This window comes from Nostoc sp. DSM 114167 (assembly GCF_052692655.1).
Map to the genome: position 1 here is coordinate 2,537,059 of NZ_CP195116.1, position 19,948 is coordinate 2,557,006.

At 41.9% G+C, this 19,948-nt stretch carries 18 protein-coding genes and 2 pseudogenes; 12 read left to right on the top strand and 8 right to left on the bottom strand.

What is annotated here, in order from left to right; all coding sequences use genetic code 11:
• The first annotated feature begins 183 nt into the window (after positions 1-183).
• A complete protein-coding gene (locus NSTC731_RS10875) occupies positions 184-2,685 on the top strand; it encodes an endonuclease MutS2 (protein ID WP_445630809.1) in 2,502 nt (833 codons plus the stop codon).
• Between the two features lie 156 nt (positions 2,686-2,841).
• Here NSTC731_RS10875 and NSTC731_RS10880 read toward each other — a convergent pair whose 3' ends face one another.
• Positions 2,842-3,906: a calcium-binding protein gene (locus NSTC731_RS10880; RefSeq protein ID WP_445630810.1), complete on the bottom strand. Its 1,065-nt coding sequence runs from the start codon at positions 3,904-3,906 to the stop codon at positions 2,842-2,844.
• Between the two features lie 38 nt (positions 3,907-3,944).
• Positions 3,945-4,256, bottom strand: coding sequence for a hypothetical protein (locus NSTC731_RS10885; protein WP_445630811.1), 312 nt, complete (start codon positions 4,254-4,256; stop codon positions 3,945-3,947).
• Positions 4,257-4,983: 727 nt separating this feature from the next.
• Between NSTC731_RS10885 and NSTC731_RS10890 the strand changes: the two genes are divergently transcribed.
• From NSTC731_RS10890 to NSTC731_RS10900, 3 genes and pseudogenes are all read left to right on the top strand, one after another.
• Positions 4,984-5,589, top strand: coding sequence for a DUF3038 domain-containing protein (locus tag NSTC731_RS10890; protein WP_445630812.1), 606 nt, complete (start codon positions 4,984-4,986; stop codon positions 5,587-5,589).
• A 249-nt stretch (positions 5,590-5,838) separates the two neighbouring features.
• A pseudogene (locus NSTC731_RS10895) lies at positions 5,839-7,451 on the top strand (DUF4335 domain-containing protein).
• Between the two features lie 69 nt (positions 7,452-7,520).
• A pseudogene (locus tag NSTC731_RS10900) lies at positions 7,521-7,824 on the top strand (IS1634 family transposase); the annotation flags it as partial.
• 226 nt (positions 7,825-8,050) lie between these two features.
• Here the strand turns inward: NSTC731_RS10900 and NSTC731_RS10905 are convergent.
• The 3 genes from NSTC731_RS10905 to NSTC731_RS10915 are packed head-to-tail and all read right to left on the bottom strand — an operon-like array spanning position 8,051 to position 9,147.
• On the bottom strand, positions 8,051-8,512 hold the full coding sequence (locus NSTC731_RS10905) for a ferredoxin (RefSeq protein ID WP_322695179.1): 462 nt from the start codon (positions 8,510-8,512) through the stop codon (positions 8,051-8,053).
• The gene (locus NSTC731_RS10910) at positions 8,512-8,898 is read right to left on the bottom strand and encodes a DUF1257 domain-containing protein (RefSeq protein WP_445630813.1); all 387 of its coding nucleotides are present in this window, start codon (positions 8,896-8,898) and stop codon (positions 8,512-8,514) included. Before NSTC731_RS10910 ends, NSTC731_RS10905 begins: the two co-directional genes overlap by 1 nt.
• A gap of 39 nt (positions 8,899-8,937) precedes the next feature.
• Positions 8,938-9,147 (bottom strand): DUF2997 domain-containing protein, encoded by a 210-nt coding sequence (locus tag NSTC731_RS10915; protein ID WP_322673334.1) that lies wholly within the window; start codon positions 9,145-9,147, stop codon positions 8,938-8,940.
• Between the two features lie 556 nt (positions 9,148-9,703).
• Between NSTC731_RS10915 and NSTC731_RS10920 the strand changes: the two genes are divergently transcribed.
• A complete protein-coding gene (locus NSTC731_RS10920) occupies positions 9,704-10,249 on the top strand; it encodes a protein-tyrosine phosphatase family protein (protein WP_445630814.1) in 546 nt (181 codons plus the stop codon).
• A gap of 45 nt (positions 10,250-10,294) precedes the next feature.
• Positions 10,295-10,984 (top strand): SAM-dependent methyltransferase, encoded by a 690-nt coding sequence (locus tag NSTC731_RS10925; protein WP_445630815.1) that lies wholly within the window; start codon positions 10,295-10,297, stop codon positions 10,982-10,984.
• 396 nt (positions 10,985-11,380) lie between these two features.
• Here NSTC731_RS10925 and NSTC731_RS10930 read toward each other — a convergent pair whose 3' ends face one another.
• Positions 11,381-12,022, bottom strand: a complete 642-nt coding sequence (locus NSTC731_RS10930) for a ribonuclease H1 domain-containing protein (RefSeq protein ID WP_445630816.1) — start codon at positions 12,020-12,022, stop codon at positions 11,381-11,383.
• A gap of 197 nt (positions 12,023-12,219) precedes the next feature.
• Here NSTC731_RS10930 and NSTC731_RS10935 point away from each other — a divergent pair, with 197 nt between their 5' ends.
• From NSTC731_RS10935 to NSTC731_RS10955, 5 genes are all read left to right on the top strand, one after another.
• On the top strand, positions 12,220-12,369 hold the full coding sequence (locus tag NSTC731_RS10935; protein ID WP_445632063.1) for a UPF0175 family protein: 150 nt from the start codon (positions 12,220-12,222) through the stop codon (positions 12,367-12,369).
• A gap of 178 nt (positions 12,370-12,547) precedes the next feature.
• On the top strand, positions 12,548-13,399 hold the full coding sequence (locus NSTC731_RS10940; protein ID WP_445630817.1) for an ABC transporter ATP-binding protein: 852 nt from the start codon (positions 12,548-12,550) through the stop codon (positions 13,397-13,399).
• The gene (locus NSTC731_RS10945; protein WP_445630818.1) at positions 13,356-14,210 is read left to right on the top strand and encodes an ABC transporter permease; all 855 of its coding nucleotides are present in this window, start codon (positions 13,356-13,358) and stop codon (positions 14,208-14,210) included. The genes NSTC731_RS10940 and NSTC731_RS10945 overlap by 44 nt, the downstream gene beginning before the upstream one ends.
• Positions 14,211-14,229: 19 nt before the next feature.
• Positions 14,230-14,703: a MarR family winged helix-turn-helix transcriptional regulator gene (locus tag NSTC731_RS10950; RefSeq protein ID WP_012410989.1), complete on the top strand. Its 474-nt coding sequence runs from the start codon at positions 14,230-14,232 to the stop codon at positions 14,701-14,703.
• Positions 14,669-15,937, top strand: coding sequence for an MFS transporter (locus tag NSTC731_RS10955; RefSeq protein WP_445630819.1), 1,269 nt, complete (start codon positions 14,669-14,671; stop codon positions 15,935-15,937). Before NSTC731_RS10950 ends, NSTC731_RS10955 begins: the two co-directional genes overlap by 35 nt.
• A 216-nt stretch (positions 15,938-16,153) precedes the next feature.
• Here NSTC731_RS10955 and NSTC731_RS10960 read toward each other — a convergent pair whose 3' ends face one another.
• On the bottom strand, positions 16,154-16,615 hold the full coding sequence (locus NSTC731_RS10960; protein WP_445630820.1) for a hypothetical protein: 462 nt from the start codon (positions 16,613-16,615) through the stop codon (positions 16,154-16,156).
• A gap of 692 nt (positions 16,616-17,307) precedes the next feature.
• Here NSTC731_RS10960 and NSTC731_RS10965 point away from each other — a divergent pair.
• Entirely contained in the window at positions 17,308-17,982 is a 675-nt protein-coding gene (locus NSTC731_RS10965) for a VOC family protein (RefSeq protein WP_445630821.1), read from the top strand.
• A 75-nt stretch (positions 17,983-18,057) separates the two neighbouring features.
• On the opposite strand, the gene recN is transcribed toward NSTC731_RS10965, so the two are convergent.
• On the bottom strand, positions 18,058-19,806 hold the full coding sequence (gene recN / locus NSTC731_RS10970; protein WP_445630822.1) for a DNA repair protein RecN: 1,749 nt from the start codon (positions 19,804-19,806) through the stop codon (positions 18,058-18,060).
• Positions 19,807-19,948 lie beyond the last annotated feature (142 nt).

Below are 19,948 nucleotides of genomic sequence, written 5' to 3' on the forward strand. Positions count from 1 at the left end.
TGTTTTCGATGGCAGTTAATATTGCGGTATTTTCTCAAAAAAGCTAGTCTAATGTGTCAGTTATTACTTAGCTATTGCCACGGACTATCTGGCTGATTGAATTAAAGCAAAATTTTCTCCTTTAAGATTTATCCATCTAGGAGCTAGAATTGTTACCATAATTTCAGATTAGATGTTGAAACCTTGATCCAATCTGAAACCTTAGAATTATTAGAATGGCATCGCCTGTGCCAGCACCTTGCCACCTTTGCCGCAACTAAGCTGGGGGCGACAGCTGCGCGTCATCTGAAAATACCTGATTCTCAGACCCAAAGCGAACAGTTATTAGAGCAAACCAAAGAAATCTACCAACTGGAAAGTCGCCTGACCACGGGACTATCATTTGAAGGAATTCAAGATATTGGCGATTCTCTAGAACGAGCAGAACGCAGTGGAGTTTTGGCAGGGGAAGAACTGTTAGCGATCGCCACCACCTTAGCTGGTGCCAGAAATTTGCGCCGTGTCATCGACAATCAAGAAGATTTGCCGATATTGACTGATTTGGTTGCCGATTTGCGGACTTATCCAGAACTAGAACAGGAAATTCACCGCTGTATTGATGAACGGGCCCAGGTAACTGACCGCGCGAGTCAAAAACTGGGAGAAATTCGCACAGACTTGCGGCGAGTACGCAGCCAAATTACCCAAAAGCTGCAAAATATCTTACAGGCAAAATCTGGCGCAGTTCAAGAACAGCTGATTACGCAACGGGGCGATCGCTTTGTTATCCCCGTAAAAGCACCCCAAAAAGATGCTATTCCCGGTATAGTCCACGATACCTCTACCAGCGGGGCCACCCTGTATGTGGAACCGAATTCAGTAGTACCTCTAGGCAACCAACTGCGGCAAATTATCAGAAGAGAGCAAGCCGAAGAAGAAACGATTCGCCGCATTTTGACTGAACAAGTAGCCGCAGTTAAACCAGATTTAGAGAGATTGTTAGCGATCGCCACCACTTTGGATTTGGCAACCGCTAGATCGCGATATAGTTTCTGGCTAGGAGCTAATCCCCCGCGATTTATCCAGCGGGAAGAGAGGGAAATGATTACCTTGCGGAACTTGCGGCATCCTCTGTTAGTGTGGCAGCAACAGCACGAACAAGGGCAACCAGTAGTTCCTGTAGATTTGCTGATCGGTCCGCAAATTCGGGTGGTGACAATTACTGGGCCTAATACTGGTGGTAAAACTGTAACTTTAAAAACTTTGGGGTTAGCAGCATTAATGGCCAAAGTGGGTTTATTTGTCCCCGCCCGCGAACCAGTAGAAATACCTTGGTTTGATAAAGTACTGGCAGATATTGGCGATGAACAATCCTTACAGCAGAGTTTATCCACATTCTCTGGACACATCCGCCGAATTAGTAGGATTTTGGAAGCATTGGGAAATAGGGAAGCAGAGGAGCAGGGGAGCAGCACTTCGACTACGCTCAGTGACCGAGGAGCAGGGGAGCAGGAGACTGGAGTTATTTCTCCATCACTCAGCACTCAGCACGGGCTAAACGCCCCGCTTCCGCTAACAGCACTCGTTTTACTTGATGAAGTTGGCGCAGGAACCGATCCAGTAGAAGGTAGTGCCTTAGCGATCGCTTTGTTGCAATATCTTGCCAACCATGCCCAGTTAACGATCGCCACTACTCACTTCGGCGAACTAAAAGCCCTGAAATACGAAGACGATCGGTTTGAAAATGCCTCTGTAGAATTTGACGAAAGTACTCTGTCACCTACTTATCGTCTGCTGTGGGGCATCCCCGGACGTTCTAATGCCCTGACAATTGCCCTGCGCTTGGGATTAAAACCAGAAGTTGTACAACAGGCGAAAACTCAAGTTGGAGAAGCCACAGATGAAGTTAACCAGGTGATTGCTGGCTTAGAAGCGCAACGCCGCCGCCAAGAAACCAAAGCTGCGGAAGCCCAAGTTTTGTTGCAGCAAGCGGAACGTTTATACAAAGAAGTATCTGCAAAAGCCGCAAGTTTGGAGGAAAGGGAAAGCAGTTTGCGGGCTTCACAGGAAGTAGCAGTCCAACAAGCGATCGCTCAAGCAAAAGGTGAAATTGCCCAAGTAATCCGCCGTTTGCAGAAAGGTACGCCCACAGCCCAAGAAGCCCAGCAAGCCACCAATGCTTTGAATCAAATTGGCCAGCAATATCAGCCAGTAACACCAGCAAAGCCAAAAGTTGGGTTTATGCCCAAAGTCGGCGATCGCGTCCGCATTCCAAAATTGGGACAGATCGCGGATGTGATTACCGCCCCCGATGAAGATGGCGAGTTAAGTGTTCGCTTTGGGCTAATGAAGATGACTGTGAAGTTGCAAGACATAGAATCTCTAGATGGTCAAAAACCCGAACCAGTTGTTAAAGCCAAACCAGCCCCAGCAGCAGTAACCCCGCCACCACCAGTTGTCCCAGAAATTCGGACTTCCAAAAATACCATCGATTTGCGTGGTAAACGAGTAGCTGATGCCGAATACATTTTAGATAAAGCGATTTCCGAAGCTACAGGCCCAATCTGGATTATTCACGGCTATGGCACTGGTAAGTTACGACAAGGAGTTCACGCCTTTTTGCAACAGCATTCCAGAGTGAACAACTACGAACCAGCAGAACAAGCAGATGGCGGTAGTGGTGTTACCGTTGCTCACATCAAATAAAGCTGCGGCGGCAGTCACTCATGGGGGAAACCCCTGTCCCCGCGCTGCCTTCCCTTTGCGTTTAAAATTTAACCATCAACTCGCCACGATTTTCCCCTTTCTCATAGAATAATTGCGAGATGCCGAAAATAACACCTCGCAAACCCCTGATAAAGATTAAAAAACCACAAAATTGTTGTTAGTTAGTGACAATCCGGCAGATAATTGTGCAAATTGTACCTGAGTAAAGCCAGATCCACTACCATCTTGGTCAAAGAACAATTTACCTGTAGCGCTGTTGTAAATAAATCGCTGTTCGCTAGTAGTTGCAGATGTTCCGATGGTAAACTCAGAAGCCAAGAGCGAACCTTTTGATAACCCACCGCCAAAACCATAATAATCGGCCGATACCTGAATCACTTCATTAGTGGCGTTGAAGTCATAAAGGCTATTAACGCCTTGATTGTAACTAAAGAAAACAAAGGTATCAGTACCATCCCCTCCATAAAGGGTATCACTGCCACCGCCACCAAAGAGCGTATCATTGCCAGAACTCCCCACAATATTGTCATTGTAGGTTGTACCTGAGATATTTAATTGTTCGATATTGCTGTAGTTAACCCGACTCGTACCTGCTGTAATTGAGCCACTGTTAGTAGTAGCGTTGAAAGTTGAAGTAATACCTCCTGTAGCATTACTGTAATCGACTCTCAACAAATCATCACCCCTACCCCCATCTATAGTATCTTTGCTACCAGATCCCGTGGAGAGGGTATCATTGCCGGATGTCCCGACAATATTATCATCCAAGGCTGTACCTGAGATATTTAATTGTTCAATATTTTTGTAACTAACCCGATTCGTGCCTTCTGTAATTGAGCCAATATTAGTGGCGGCATTAAAAGTTGAAGTAATCCCCTCTGTAGTACTGGTATAATCTACAGACAACAAATCGTTACCCTTACCCCCATCTATGGTATCTTTACCACCATTGCCCCCTGAGAGGGTATCATTGCCAGAGTTTCCCACAATATTGTCATCGAAGGCTGTACCTAAGATATTTAATCGTTCGATATTTTTGTAGTTAACCCGACTCGTGCCTGCTGTAATTGAGCCAATATTAGTAGTAGCGTTAAAAGTTGTAGCGATGGCTCCTGTAGCAATCTTGTAATCGGCGAACAACAAATCATCACCAGTACCCCCATCAAGTAGGTTATCGCCTGTTGAACCGCTAGCACCCAATGTGTCGTTACCTGAGCCTCCATTAAGGGTGTTATTACTTATGGAGCGAGAGTCGAAGAAATCGTTGGCTGATATATAGCTGTATTCGCCAGAAATGTCAAGAAAATCATTGCCGTTCCTTTACCTACGCCAGTAAAATCGGTGATGATACTGTAGTCGTTGTAGTAGTAACCTTGAACAACAAATTGATCTTTACCACCGCCACCAGTCAGGGTATCGTTGCCCGAATAACCTGTAATTGTATCGTTTCCTGCTTTACCATTAATCGTGTCAGAGTTGCCACCAATGCTGAATGGGTCGTCAGTACCGAATAGGGAATCGTTACCGTTGGTTCCAATGATGTTTGTCATAACTTTTAAGTATCTCAATCTAACTTTTCAGTAACTATTTCTAGAAGATTCATCCAGAGAAGGGCTATGACAAATAAGAAATGACTAAAATAAAAAAGGATACAAGCTCCTAAATTATTTTAGGGACAAGAAACAAGATTTATTTCGAGATACGTAGAAGATAAAATAATTAATTGTTGGGCGCAATTATTTTTATACCCTTTAAATTTCAAAACTTAAAACCGCAAATAAATTAGGAGGTATTCTAAATAACTTACTTAGCGATAATTAGCGGTTAGCATTCTTAACATTTATTACTTATGACAATTTTTTGTGAAGCTGCACAAAATAGACCTTGGTAAGACAAGAGGCTTAAGCTTCTTGTTCTATACAAGCTCACAGATTATTGGTATTAGGCACGACACGCTTTGGGCGTAATTGATGAATTGCCCCTACCTAATAATCAGGGTTTTCGCTATTATTTGGGTAAGTCGTAATATAGTTTATTTATACTCTTGTACGGAATTAGCAGTGAAAGCCGAGTAAACCTTAATTATAATTGATACTTTTCTACTTTGTCCTACTCTAGATTTTCATCTAGAGTAGGACAAAGATACATGCTGTTTACCACATAGAAAAGCTAGCTGAAGCCTCCGGCTCATAGCTATCTATGGGAAACCAAGCTTGATTCTTAAGAGTCTGGTTTCAAAATGGGTAACAGCAACATCCCCTATCAGCTCGATCACCTATGCTAAAAGTTATGCACTCGGCCGCCAACTCAGCCACTCCAAATTCCCAGTGGGAGGATTTAATCAAGCTTCCAGCCCCAAACACAGTTCAATGGGACAATATCAAAACCCAATTAGACTTGGTGCTGTTAGCGCTAGAAACCTTAACTGGGATTGGTTCAGAGGCAATGCTTTCGGCGGCAACCGATCTGAATTTAGAGTCAAGAGTGCCAGACCGCGTAGCTTTATGGCGATTGCGCCAATCAAATCCTCTACGCAAAGGTCAAGGAGGGCGAAAAAAGCTAGATGTCGAAGAAGCGCGATCGCTTGTTTTGATCGTCTGCTACCTAGCCAAACAGCACCAGGAATTGATTCGCCGTGCTGTCGGTCTGTTAGAACAAATGGCAGAAAATAACCGGGAACCTCACCAGGCTGCTTTACTTGGAGACTATATTGATGCTTTCTGCAACACCTACCAAGAGCGGATGGAAGAGGATGAGCAAATCTCAACGGATTTACTAACTAACCTGGCCTTAAAACTGCTTGTAGATTTACTTTTTTACAGCGCTCCTGGTGGGCATCGCCGTCTCTGGCTAGCACTTATAGACCGTTCATCAAAATTTTAAATTTTAGATTTGAAATTCCTCAACCAAAATTCGTTTTCAAAAGTTTGCTAGGTAAGGATTCCTTTTTGATGGTCATTAGTTCTTGAGCGATGCACTATCAACAATGCTTCCTCCTTGCACGCCAGTTTGCATAACAGAAGGAACCTGACAAATTTCTGAGTGGAAGAATCCACCGTTCCAACTTTTCTTTGCAAGCAACTGGCTCAATTTTTGCAAAATCCCAATATAGTCTTCTTCGTAGTTCCTGTCATGCCTCTATCAAATTCAGTTATTCGTTGCTACACACCACCGACTTGCACGCTAGAAGTATTCGCGCAAAGCTCACCTCTGTCTCGTTGGATGGGGAAAACTGTCCTCAAACATCTGAGTTTTGAGCTACGTTTTGACGATCCTCGACTCCCAGAAGAACAAAGAGTTCCAATTCGGGGCGCGATCGCGAGCAACTCGAAGCTTTATGTGATGCTGTCACCAACTATGTACAGCAATTCCTCCAACAGTCTCCAGAAAGCTTTTGGGTCAGTTTCTCCAGTACTCAACAGTCAAGCACAGCACTGGATGATCCGGAATTAAAGTCTTCAACAACAACATTAAATGCTTTTAGAAACCAGATTCCAGGGGCAAATATCCACTTAGAACCAAGCAGCTATTTAACTCACAACCTATTTCTTGGTTCTCTGGCCAACCATTCATCTGGCCCCGTAATTCAACTTAGTTTGCTGCAACTATTCGATTTGGCAAGTGCTTTAGATGAATACTCAACTGATGTCATGGCACTTCCAACTTTCAACAGCACAGGTTCGACTCTGAGGTTTCCTGCTTGGGCGCCTGTTGCCGCAGTATTAGTATTAGGTGTAGGTTTTTTACCAGTTACTTGGCAATATGCTAACAATATTAGAGAAAAGCAACAGCAGACAGCCAAAACATCAAATTCAGAAGCAGTAAAGACTGCTCTAGAACCTTCATCCCCACTAAACTTTCCCACACCTGAACCTGGGCTAACCCCTCCATCAAATAATTTGCTAGGTTCTACCCCTCCACTTTCCACATCCACTTTACCCCAAGCACCTTTAACAGCCCCTAGTTCTAGTAGTTTCTCTGCACCGCCACCAAATACATTGACAATACCTCAAGGGACGACTGCAACCCTTCCTAGTAATCAAGCGAAGCCTTCACCATCCAGCAAAATCCCAGGCCAGGAAATTGCCATATTACCAAATCTGGCACAGAATCCAACTGGGTCAAGTCCCCAAGCTGGTTCTGGTGCTATCCCTCAACTGCGGAATTTGCCACCCAGACTATCTTCTAACGCCAATAGCTTACCAACTAATATCTCACCAGTCCTCCCTCCATCTCTTGACACCATACCCAATAAAAATCGTGTCAATACGCCAGCCCAACCCTCCCCACTAACTTCACAACAGCTAGACGAAACAATCAGTTCTTTACAGCAATCTTCTGCTGGAGTGAAACCTACTTCACAACTTCCCTCCTCTAGAACTGCTGCTAATAATCCATTTATCGATCAATTAGGGGACGCAGGTAAAAACCCCACATCCAGAGAAGTAGCTACTGGCACATTATTTGACACACCGCAAGTAGCAGAAGCTAGACAATACCTAACGAAGCGTTGGCAACCACCTACTGGATTGGGACAAACATTAGAGTACAGTTTGATAGTTGGTGTTGACGGCACAATTGAACGAATTTTTCCCCTTAATAAGGCAGCAAGAGAATTCGTTGATAACGCTGGGATGCCTGAAGTTGGCAAACCTTTTGTTTCCCCTAATAAAAATGGACAAAATGTCAGAATTCGAGTTGTTCTCAGTCCTGATGGCAAGGTACAGACTTTTCCAGATGAATAACTAAACTCATCCTTTTAATGCCACTTGTAAAACTGGTACAAATTTTGTGCCAGTTTTTACTGACTACCTGTGTTTCTAAATTCCAGGAAAAGAGTTGCAGCTTTGGCAATGGTTATGGGCTTGTGCTTACTGGTTTATAGCTTGGGTCAGAGAACATTGCGTCAATCCTTAAAGCAAGCATCCCAAACCATCCAAAATCAGTTAGGTAAGCCAACTGCCACTCCTACTTTGCGCCCTTGTGTTTCAATGTTTCATGTCAATTCATTTATTAGCGACCGCTGACTTAAAACAGATTTCCAACCTCACCGAGGAGAGATGTTGGATTCTAAATTTCTTTGATGCTCCTTGTCGTAAATATTATCTCCTTTGCTAATTAACCTGCGGAATGTGGGTTCAAATGAAGAGAGTTAGCTCTTATACCGTTTCACTTTAAAAATGATACAGATGGGCAAGCAGAGGAAGTGATTTGTATCAGTAATTTCGTGAATTGGTATTACAGGGAATTCAAAATTATCCTTACATCAAAAATTAACTACATAACGAAAAACAAAAGGACTGGATATTCCAGTCCTTTATTATATTGATTTAACGTTTTTATCTTAATAACGGGATTTTTTGGTTTTTGACTTTTGCTTTTTACGCCGACGTTGGCTAGCAGCAACTGCCTCTTCTACAGGATAACCTATTAAAGGAATTACCTGATATTTGCGTTCTTCTTCTAACTTTTTCAGTTCAGTGTAATCAACCCAGTGAATGCAATCAACCGGACAAGTGTCAATTGCTTCTTGGATAATTTCCTCAGCGTCCCCATCTTGCCGAACCACGCGCGATCGCCCATAATCTGGTTCAATATAAAAGGTGTTACGCGCAACATGAGCGCAATGCTTGCAACCAATACAGGTGATTTCGTCAACGTAAACACCATTTTGGCGCAGTACACCACCTAATTCCGGTTCCAAACCCGAACGTTCTGGGGCATCCCGTAAAAAACCCCCTAATTCTGGTTCCAAACCGGAACGGTTATCTTCTTGTTCTTCCGGCGACGGCAGAAAATCAGCCATTACGCACTCCAGCGCTGTACTACCAGGCGAATTGAACCATCTTCATTTTTTTGTTGTTCAGAAACTTGAAAGCCAACACGAGCGGTTTCTTTCAGAACTGTTTGATAAGCATAGCGCTGTGTTACCTGGCGCAAAAATCCGTCTACAGACAAATCTTGCTGCCAATATTGTAAGTCAGCCACCAATTCATATTCCTTGCCATTCCATCTAAAGCCGATGTCATAGCCATTTTCCTGCTCAATACTAACTTCCGCAGGATGGGTTTGACCGCGATAGCCACGAACTTCGCGCGGGCCGGGTTTCCAGTTTACGCCCAATTCAGTCAAAGCATCTTTCAAAGAATCAAGGTTACGGATTTGAGTCTTAATTTGGCTAAAGTGTGACATGGTGGTTGTGAATTAATAACACTAAACTACTGTGAAAACTTACCAATCGCTGTAAGTGGTGTGTGTATTCGCCACATTAGGTTGCTGCACCTTAGCAGCGAAATATTCTGAGGTTGGCTCATGATTAAGTACTTGCCCCAGCTGCGCCTCTATTGCTGCTGTAACTTCAGCGCAAGAATTACCCACAATGCCAGTGACTTTCTCTTGTACCCGACCGTCTGGATAAATTATGAACTCTAATGTCTCCATTCTTTTGGCCAACCAGGATAAGTACGCTTAAATTCTACTGCCTTAGCAGAAGGCTACAAATATAGCCGTAGGAACATTTTTACTAGTTACTAGATATAAACTTGCCATTTGTTAACTAATGTTCCATCTTTCAACATATATTTCTCATAATCTTTACAAAACTTATTAATATTATAAGCACACACGTCAGTATTTAGTTAGTTTCTCTTAACCTCATTGATTAGTCAAGGTAACAACTGAAGCTTGCTAAGTAAGCTGCAAAAGTCCTAAAAACAAGCATTAGACGTAGTATAGCCAGCAAAGCAATTCACAAAAATATAAAATTTATTGAAAAACTTTATTCTTAGCAATCGTTCTACCTTATTATTCTCCAGGTAGATTTAGATGCAGTGCAGTATAACTCTAAAGTAATATAGTGTGTATACGTAGGTATTGTATTAGGCCTTTAAATATCAGTTACTTTAGCTGGCATCGGCTGTAGAAAGATTTTTAAACTGCGTTTGCTATTTTCTGCCATTGGTAAGATTTATCAACCTCGACTCTAGACATTTAAATTATGTACAAATTTGCCCCAGCTTGGGAGAAGGAGCAAATAGTCTTTGGTGCTGCGCGACCTGGATATTCTGATAAGAACGTTCAGGATTGGATAGAATTCATGAAGCGCCAAAATATCAAGCGTGTTTGCTGTCTTCTTGATGAACAACAGCTAGCTTTTTACTCTAATCTTCTAAACACATACAAACAAAAATTTGGGAATCAACTAGTTTGTTGGGCACCAATCGCAGATTTCCATTTAGCTGATTTAGAAAATCTCACACAGAAAATACTTCCTTTTTTAATAGAAGCTGATAAACAAAATGAGAAAGTTATTGTACACTGTTCTGGTGGAATTGGACGTACTGGACATGTATTAGCGGCATGGCTAGTTAGTGTCCGAGGATTATCAAATCAAGCTGCAATAAATGCTGTCAAAAAAACAGGTAGAAATCCTTATGAAGCTGCGATCGCAGCTGTATTTAGAGGTAGAAATCCCTTGACAGTTGTAAAAGAACTTAACGTGCTTCTGAATGATTGCCGTCTCATAATGAATAAAACATTTTGAGTTTACTATTATCTTGTTTAATCAGTCCTTTGCGAGGAAAATTATATGGCAATGGTTCTAGATAAAGTAGTTCCTTTTGGGAGGTCAATGGATGAATATATAAAAATATTCAATTTAACAAATGTAGATTTAAATAAAAGAATCATTGGGGTTGGGGATGGGCCAGCAAGCTTTAATGCAGAAATGACAGGTCAGGGTAAAAGTGTAGTTTCTGTCGATCCACTGTACCAATTCTCCAGTAATGAAATCTTGCAAAGATTTAATGAAGTAGTAGATGATATTATTAATCAAGTTAAGGCTACATCAAATAATTGGGTATGGAGCTATCATAAATCACCGGATGATTTGCGACATAATAGAGTGAAAGTTATTCAAGAATTTCTGTCTGATTATGAAATTGGCAAAAATAGCAACAGGTATGCAGTCGGTGAATTGCCGAAATTAGCTTATGATAATCAAGAGTTTGATATAGCTCTTTGTTCGCATTTATTATTTTTATATTCAGACCATCTCGATTATGAGTTTCACCTATATTCTGTAGGTGAGATGTTGCGTATTGCTAAAGAAGTCCGAATATTCCCCCTCATAACTTTAATGTGGAAACATTCACAACATTTAGATGAAATCGTCAAATATTACGCTTCAAAGGGTTACAAAATAGATATTGAAAAGGTTGAATACGAGCTACAGCCTGGTGGAAATAAAATGTTGAAGATAACCAGAGATTTTATATAATTCGTATTCATAGAAAATTGGTATAACCATTACGCTGGAATCTAATAACCATCCGGTGTATAAAATTATTAGGCATATTATTATGCAAACATTTCAGTTATGCGATCGCTTTGCTAGTATATGTCTAATATGCTCAAACGTACCTCCGTGCGGTTACTAGTCTTTAGATCGTCTCAGAGTCATCCAGTGATTCACCAAGGGTCTGCTGTGCAGCGTGACGGATATGAAGAATACGCATTAGTCACGCAGTTTACGAATATCAACGACTGCATTTTCTGCATTTGGGATTAGATTGGCTAAACTAGAGCCTTCCATATTTTCAAGAGTGATTTAATGCGATCGTTTTATAGTTTATGTATTATAATTTCATGTTTTTGCCTCACTGCTAGACCAAGCTTATTTACGACCAAAATCTGCTGGAATCTCGCCCCAATAGACAGTATTCCATTTGAGGATAGGATTGGTATACTCATTATTTTCCAACCACGTCAATGCTCTATCTACTAAATTAAATATTTCTTCATTGTGCATACTTCGGGTTAATTTGGTTTTGGGTTTCTTATTTGTTACCCAAATAATAGCTGTCTCTGAATCAGAATAAATAGGTATATTCATACTTTGTTTATTGAGGTATGCAAGAGCATGAACAATAGCCAAAAACTCCCCAAGATTATTCGTTCCGTTTGGCATTGGACTTTTATGGAAAATCATTTTCCGTGTTCCTGTATAAATACCTCTATATTCAACGTACCCCGGATTACCTAAACATGAAGCGTCAACACAAACGCTGTCTAGAATTAACTCTTTTGCCGGAAAAATCTTTGTTTTTGTTTCCTGCTGCTTTACTTCTTTATGCTCAGTTTTAATAATAAAACTCTGTTCTGCAAGCTCCAACGCTCCTTCTGCTTCTTCCCTAGTCTTAAAAGATTTGTACAACGCACCACTAAAACCTGTGATATGTTCTTCACATTCCTCCCAGCTTGTGAATATACCTGTCTTTCGACCTTTAAAAACAGCGTAGTATTTCTTGGATGCCATAATTATTTATTTCAAATGGGATGATGTCATACTTCCTCTCAACACCTTTGTAATTACCCGATCAATAAACTTGCCACGGTATTACCACGGATACCCTTTTGCTGAAGTAAAAATCACTAACCAAGAATTTATGGTAGAAAAAACAGCTCTGGCAACAGAAGAACTCAGGATAATGAATGAAGCAGGAAATTGCAGTGATGCTTTTTCAAAAAGAAAAGTTAACTTCTGCTCAAGCTAGCCGATTTGCAAGAATGAATCGCATAGGATTTCAGCATCTACCCGCAAGTCGTCAAATTTCAGCGCATTACGGGGCCGAGGATTTTGAAAAAGATATAAAAAACTTGTAAATGATGGGTAGGCTGCGATCGCACTCAGTAATACTTCACCCATCGATAACCTCACCGCCACTCTACTGAGTGTCTTTTTACTCTGATTCAAATTTATGCCATTCGTCTATTGACTTCTGGTAAATCTATTGAGAAGCTAATAGTTAGATTTACTAATTAATAGAAGTGCATCAAACTTGTGACAATACTGACAAACAAAATAAATCGATCGCAACCTCAAGAAGAACCAAAACCGTTGATTTTGGAAACTCAGGGACTCACACGCCGTTTTGGGAAATTCACGGCAGTTAACAACCTGAGCATATCTGTAGAACATGGCGAAGTGTTTGGGCTGCTTGGCCCCAATGGCGCAGGGAAAAGTACAGTTATTAAAATGTTGACAACCTTGCTGCCTATCAGTGCAGGGAAAGCAACCTTAGCTGGCTATGACGTGGCTCGTCAATCTAATCCTGTGAGACGGGCTATCGGCTATGTACCTCAAGCGCTGTCTGCTGATGGTAGCCTCACTGGTTACGAAAATCTCTTAATTTTTGCCAAGCTGTATGGAATACCTACCAAAGGACGCGATCGCCGCATCTATGAAATTCTAGAATACATGGGTTTGCAAGATGCAGCAAAGCGCTTGGTACGAAACTACTCTGGTGGGATGATCCGCAAGCTGGAAATTGGCATATCAGTTCTACATCAACCCCAAATTTTGTTTCTTGATGAGCCGACTGTCGGACTAGATCCCATCGCTCGAACTCAAGTATGGCAGCTTGTACTACAACTCTGTGCTGATTACGGCACAACCATATTTTTAACAACCCACTTTTTAGAAGAAGCGGACAGCTTATGTAACCGAGTGGCGATTATGCAGCAAGGTGAAGTTGTTACCACAGGTTCACCGAGTGACTTAAAAGCTTCTTTAGATAACCCAAATGCAACTTTGGATGATGTCTTTATTCACTATACAGGCGACCAGTTAACATCAGGAGTGAACTACCGTGACACAGCAAGAACCAGACGTACTGCTCAACGGTTGGGTTAAATCACCACCCACTGTCCGAGGAAATTCGATCTCTGCAATTAAAGAGCTAGTTACGAAAACCCTGGCGATCGCTGAATTGGAAATCCGTAAACTCCGCCACGATCCCACTGATTTAGTAGTTCGAGCTGTGCAACCAGCCTTATGGCTGTTAATCTTTGGACAAGTTTTCGCCCGGACTCGCGCGATTCCTACAGGGAACCTACCCTATTTGGACTTCATTTCTGCTGGTATTTTGGCTCAAAGTATTTTGTTTGTGGCAATTTTTAGCGGTGGGATGACCCTAATCTGGGAGCGAGATTTAGGGATTGTACATAAATTTTTAGCTAGTCCTACACCTCGTGTGGCAATGGTATTGGGCAAAGGTTTAGCATGTGGGGTACGGTGCTTATCTCAGGTAATATTCATTTACGGATTGTCATTTTTATTAGGTGTCAAACTAAATCTTCATCCCCTAGCTATTCTCCAAGTACTGCTGCTAGTCATAATGGGGGCGGGAACATTTTGTATTTTTTCATTAATTATTGGCTGTTTGGTGAAAAGTCGAGAAAGGATGACGGGTATTGGACAATTGTTAACCATGCCGTTATTTTTTGCGAGTAATGCCATCTATCCGATTTCTTTGATGCCCAGTTGGTTAAAGTTCATTTCCCATTTAAATCCGTTGACCTATCTGGTTGACGGGTTACGTAGCACCATGCTGTTGAATGGCACTAGCATCTATGGCTTTGGTCTGGATTGTACAATTCTCTTATTCACATTAATAATTTTGGCCATTCTTGGTGGAAAACTTTATCCACGGGTGGCTATGTAACTAGGAGAACAACAAGCCCATGACCTTGGATAAACCTAATCAAGGTGCAACTTCCGAAGAATGTGCCGCTAGAGTAATGGAAACAGTTCCATTAGTGATGCGGTTTATCCGAGCGGATATGCGTGCCCATAGTGCCGCTTTTTTATCTATACCTCAATTGCGATCGCTAGCATTTATCAACCGTAATCCTGGTGCTTCATTATCTGACTTAGCAGAGCATTTAGGTGTCACCTCTGCCACGGCATCAGCAACCATAGAACGCTTGGTACAACGCGATTTTGTGAAACGGATTGCTCATCCTCAAGAGCGGCGGCGGGTGCTGCTCAATTTAACTGAAGATGGAAAACATCATCTCAAGCAATCCCAAGATCAAACTCGCGCTCATATTACTGACTTGCTGAAGGGTCTTTCAGAAGACCAAATTTCCAACATTGAAGAAGGCTTAACTCTACTAAAAAATGTCTTCGAGAAAACAGAACTCAAAGCCCCATAACTTTGAGGTTGCACAACACGATCCCTTTGCAGCCTTTAAGTTTCGAGACTATCGGCTATTTACCATCGGACGGCTAGTACTGTTCGTGGGGTCGCAAATGCAAACTGTAGCGATTGGCTGGGAACTCTATGAGCGGACTAACTCAGCGATCGCTTTAGGTGGTGTAGGACTGGCGCAAGTCCTACCGATGATTATTCTCACCTTAATTGCCGGAGATGTAGCCGATCGCCGCGATCGCAAAGTGACCATGTTACTCTCGGTAATGTTGCTAGCCCTCTGCTCCCTAGCTTTAGGGGTACTTTCTTATACTCAGGGTGCAATTTTTCTAATTTACGCCTGCTTAGTATTAACAGGTGTCGCTAGGGCATTCCTTAAACCTGCCAGTGATGCTCTGATGTGGCAATTAATACCTGTCAGTGCTTTTACCAATGCAGCCACCTGGAATAGTAGTAGCTTTCAATTGGCTGCTGTTATTGGCCCAGCTTTGGGGGGATTTGGGATTGCGTTGTTTGGAAGCGCTACAGGAGTTTATGTAGTAGCTGCGATCGCCGCGTTAGCGTGTTTTATTTTAACGCTGGCGATCGAACAGCAAAAAGTCATCCGCGCAACTGAGCCAATTTCATTTAAAGCACTTGCAGCCGGTGCTAAATTTGTTTGGCAGAATCAGTTGATTTTGGCAGCGATTACATTGGATATGTTTGCTGTATTGTTGGGTGGTGCGATCGCCTTGCTACCCATCTTTGCCAAAGATATTTTACATGTGGGACCAGTGGAATTAGGATACCTACAAGCAGCCCATTCCATCGGTGCTTTGACTATGGCTATCGCCCTGGCATATTTACCACCACTACGCAAAGCAGGCCCAGCCTTATTATGGTCAGTGGTTGGCTTTGGGGTTGTCACAATTATCTTTGGACTTTCTCGTTCCTTTTGGCTGTCTATGTTGATGCTGATCCTTGGTGGCGCACTAGATAGTATTAGCGTTGTGATCCGCCATACATTAGTTCAAATCAGAACACCGGATCATTTGCGTGGTCGAGTTGCTGCTATTAATAGCGTGTTTATCAGTGCCTCGAATGAATTAGGAGGCTTTGAATCAGGCTTGACTGCTGCTTTATTTGGCCCGGTGATTTCCGTTGTGGGTGGTGGAATTGGCACAATTGTAGTGGTTATTGCTACGGCAATGATTTGGCCGGGAATTCGCAAGTTAGGAGCTTTGCAAGAGTATAAATAAATTTAAAATGGCAGTATTAGATGATGGAGTTATATCCACTACTAAGTCTTCCATAGATAATAAAAACCCCACCTACGCAAAAGCTACAAAATTGTAATTGTTATCTCTTGCTAGGGTGGGATTTTTGTTTAATGGAAGTTGCATATCGCTTAATTAAGAGGTAGACAAACCCAAAGTTTTAGGATTATGTCTAACTTAAATTTACCAATTGCCACACTAAGCAGTTGGGCTACTACCAATATTTGGTATACTGCCTCTGGTTGGAATACCATACTTAGAAGGGTCGAAGCTATCAGCCGTTGGGATACCATACTTAGAAGGGTCGAAGCTATCAGCCGTTGGGATGCCAGAGCTACCTAAACTAAAGCTGCCTTCTTTTGGAATACCATACTTAGCAGGATCGAAGCTGTCAGCCGTTGGAATGCCATACTTAGCAGGATCGAAGCTGCCTTCTTTGGGAATTCCATACTTATCAAAATCAAAGCTGTCAGCCGTTGGGATGCCATATTTAGCAGGATCGAAACTGCCTTCTTTGGGAATTCCATACTTGTCAAAATCGAAGCTGTCAGCCGTTGGGATGCCAAAAGCGCCTCCAGATGCGAAAGGATCGCTGGGGTTGCTAGCCTGACCACCACTATTAACGGGATTACCAAAAACAGAATTTGAATCAGATGCCATTAGAGTTAATTCTCCTATTAGGACATAAATTTTGCTTCATTAATAAATATCAAAAAGCACAATTAAGCTTCATATATAGCTTTTTTATTATTTTTTTAATTGCTAATCTTGAGCTTTTTAAACTAAATTACAGAGTGTTTTTATGAAATTTAATAACTTTAAAAAAAACTTGTAGTTAATGCTATTTATCTAAAAAATATATAAAACCTCACCGATCTATACAATGAAAAATCTTTAGATGCTTATGTCAAATCTTTAGATACTTTTTCTCTTGCAATTTGCAGGATAAACTCATTTAAATTTGTATAGATCGGACTTGACAAATGGGCTTCATGAGTAAAAAGGCTGTAATGCTGTATTTGAAAATTGCAAAGAACAGATTGCTCGTATACTTGAAAAATTACCTAGAGTGGGAGGGCAACAATGCTATTCCTTGCTTGCTAGGTGTAGTGTCTCGCTCAGAAGAATACAAAGAGGCAAGCTTACGTAGCTTTCATCGGGAATAAAAGGAAGAGATAAGTTAAGAATTATTCGGCGCAAGTTTAGAGACAGTTAGTATTATTAGTTACTATAATTACCTTACGGGTGTTTGAGATTAGCTCAAAGTATTTGAGTATAATAGTAGATATAAACCCTGTTTCTCAGCTTTAATTTTGAATAAATACTATAGATTGTTTTGATAGGTGAGTATTATGAACAATAACCTTCCATTAGATCCTAGAAAAGGTTTTAACTTAGCCAAAACTTCAATGAATCAGGAGTCGCCTTTTGTAGAAAATGATGGATTGCTATTGTATAAAGATGGGTGCAAGACTCCAGAATTTCTAGATTCATCTTTTTGCATACATCTCTTTGGTGAACGAGTTATCGTAGATCACTATGTACTGTTGTTTCCTGATTCAGAAGCTCTTACAGACTATGCTAAAGCTCTGATTAACTATGATGCCAAAATTACTGAAGGGCCAGGAAAATGGCCTGATGATTTTTGTCCTGAGCAAAATCTATTGCCTGAAGATGCTAGTATGTACTTTCTCTCAGCCTTAATGCCGTCAGGCATGATTTTGGTACTGCTTGCGCCTAACGCACCAGATGAACAGATTGCCAGCTTATTCCAACAGCAAGGTTTTAATACTGTCCATCACGTTGCTATTCTTGTTGATGATATCTATACAGCAGCAGAAGTATGGCAGAAGAAAGGTTTTATTCCTCTGTCTCTAACTCCTCAAGAAGATGATTCCTTGTGCCAATGGTTTTTCCGCAATTGGGCAGGGCAAATTATAGAGCTAATTTGTCGGCGATGTATGGGCAAAGAGACTTTTTCCTGCGAGAATATTGCTGGTTTACGGCTTTCAGAATTGGCAGCCTAAATTTATAATTCGTAATTCGTAATACTTCGGCTACGCTCAGTGCAAGTTCGTAATTCGTAATTCGTAATTATTTGGTCAAGTATGCTTCGCGCGACGGTGGTTAGCAGCTTGTAATAATAGAGATTCTGCAAAAGCGATCGCATCAGTTGCAGATTTACCACCAGCTAACTGCGCTAATTCTTCCCGGCGGGTGTTTAAATTATCCAAAGTAGTAACTCTGACAACGGTACGCTGTTCGGCATTATCATTGTTAGCTTTTTTACCTTTGCCTTGATTGATAGTTTGCTTATCTACACGAAAATGCCGATCGGCCATTGCCGCAACTAAAGGTTGATGGGTAACACATAAGACCTGATTGCGTTGACTTAGCTGGTATAATTTTTCCGCGATCGCTTGGGCGACTCTTCCCGAAACCCCAACATCAATTTCATCAAATACCAATGTCCCGGCTACATCAACCTGAGAAAAACAAGCTTTCAGCGCTAGTAAAAAGCGGCTCATTTCGCCACCAGAGGCAACTTCTGTTAAAGGTTGCAGTGGTTCTCCGGGATTAGAACTAAACATAAAGGTAATTTTGTCTGCTCCCATCGCAGTTGGGAAAGCTGGTAATATTTCAACCAGAAATTTCACCTTTTCCATCGCTAGGGGCTTGAGTTCAGCTATCAAACGCGATTCTAAATTAGCAGCCGCCTGACTCCGCAATTGAGTTAACTGATTACTTGCTTGGGTAAGTTTCTCAAAACACGTCTTTTCTTGTTGTTCTAACTTTTCGATAGATTGTTCGCTATCGTTAAGTTGGGCTAATTCTGCTTGGATACTTTGGTAGTAAGCGATCGCTTCTGTAAGTGTCGGTCCATACTTCCGACAAATTTGCTTTAATTCCTGAATCCGTTCTTCCACCTCTTCCAATCGGTGCGGATCTGCTTCCAATCCATCCCCATAAGCATTAATCTGCCTTCCCACTTCCATTACCGCAGCTTGCGCGTCCCTCACTAATTCTAATAGGGGTTGTAGTTGGGTATCGTATTCTACCATGTCATTTAAGATCGCCTCACTGTCTCCCAATAAATCACCTGCGGCGGGAGTTTCATGATCGTTTTGATACAAAGCCTGATAAACCTTGTAACTCATTTGTTGCAAATCGACGACATGATTCAGGCGTTCCCGTTCTTGTCCCAACTGTTCCAATTCATTAGGTTCGCTGAGATTGGCTGCTCCCAATTCCTGCACTTGATAAGTAAGCAAGTCGAGTTGTTGCAATCGCTCCCGTTCTGATGTCCGGCGTTTTTCTAGAGCTAAGTGCGCCTGTTGGTAACTACTAAAGCTTGTGCCGACTTTATGACGTTGCTGCATTAGAGAGTCGCCGCCATATAAATCCAACCAATCGCGGACTTGAGCAGATTGTCCCACTTGTACAGTTTGACCTTGGGCGGTGATTTCCACCAAGCGATCGCGCATTCCTGCCATGATCTGCCGATTTACCAACACACCATTCACCCGCGATCGACTGCGGACATTACTCGTAGTGGCTGTGATTTCTCGGCTAATGACTACAGAATTTTCATCGAGTAAATCTATTTCTTGTTCGGTCAACCAAGCGGCTAGGGGAGCGTTTGAGGTGAAAGTAGCTTCTACCATCGCCCGACTTGTCCCCGTGCGAATGACTCTACTAGAGACTTTACCGCCCAAAGCAGCATCAATGGCATCTAAGATAATCGATTTTCCAGCGCCGGTTTCACCTGTTAACACATTTAGTCCCGCGCCAAATTCTAATTCCAATTGGTCAATTAGGGCAAAGTTTTCAATTCGCAGGCAAAGCAACATCAAGCCAAATTCTCCATGAGGGCAGATGCCGGATACTTCTAATTTACAGGATAATAAGTCTCATCTTTGAGCAACTAGCAATACCTAATACTATTGAACTAGTATGCCCGTTTAAGTGTAGCAGACAGTGGGGAGTAGGGGA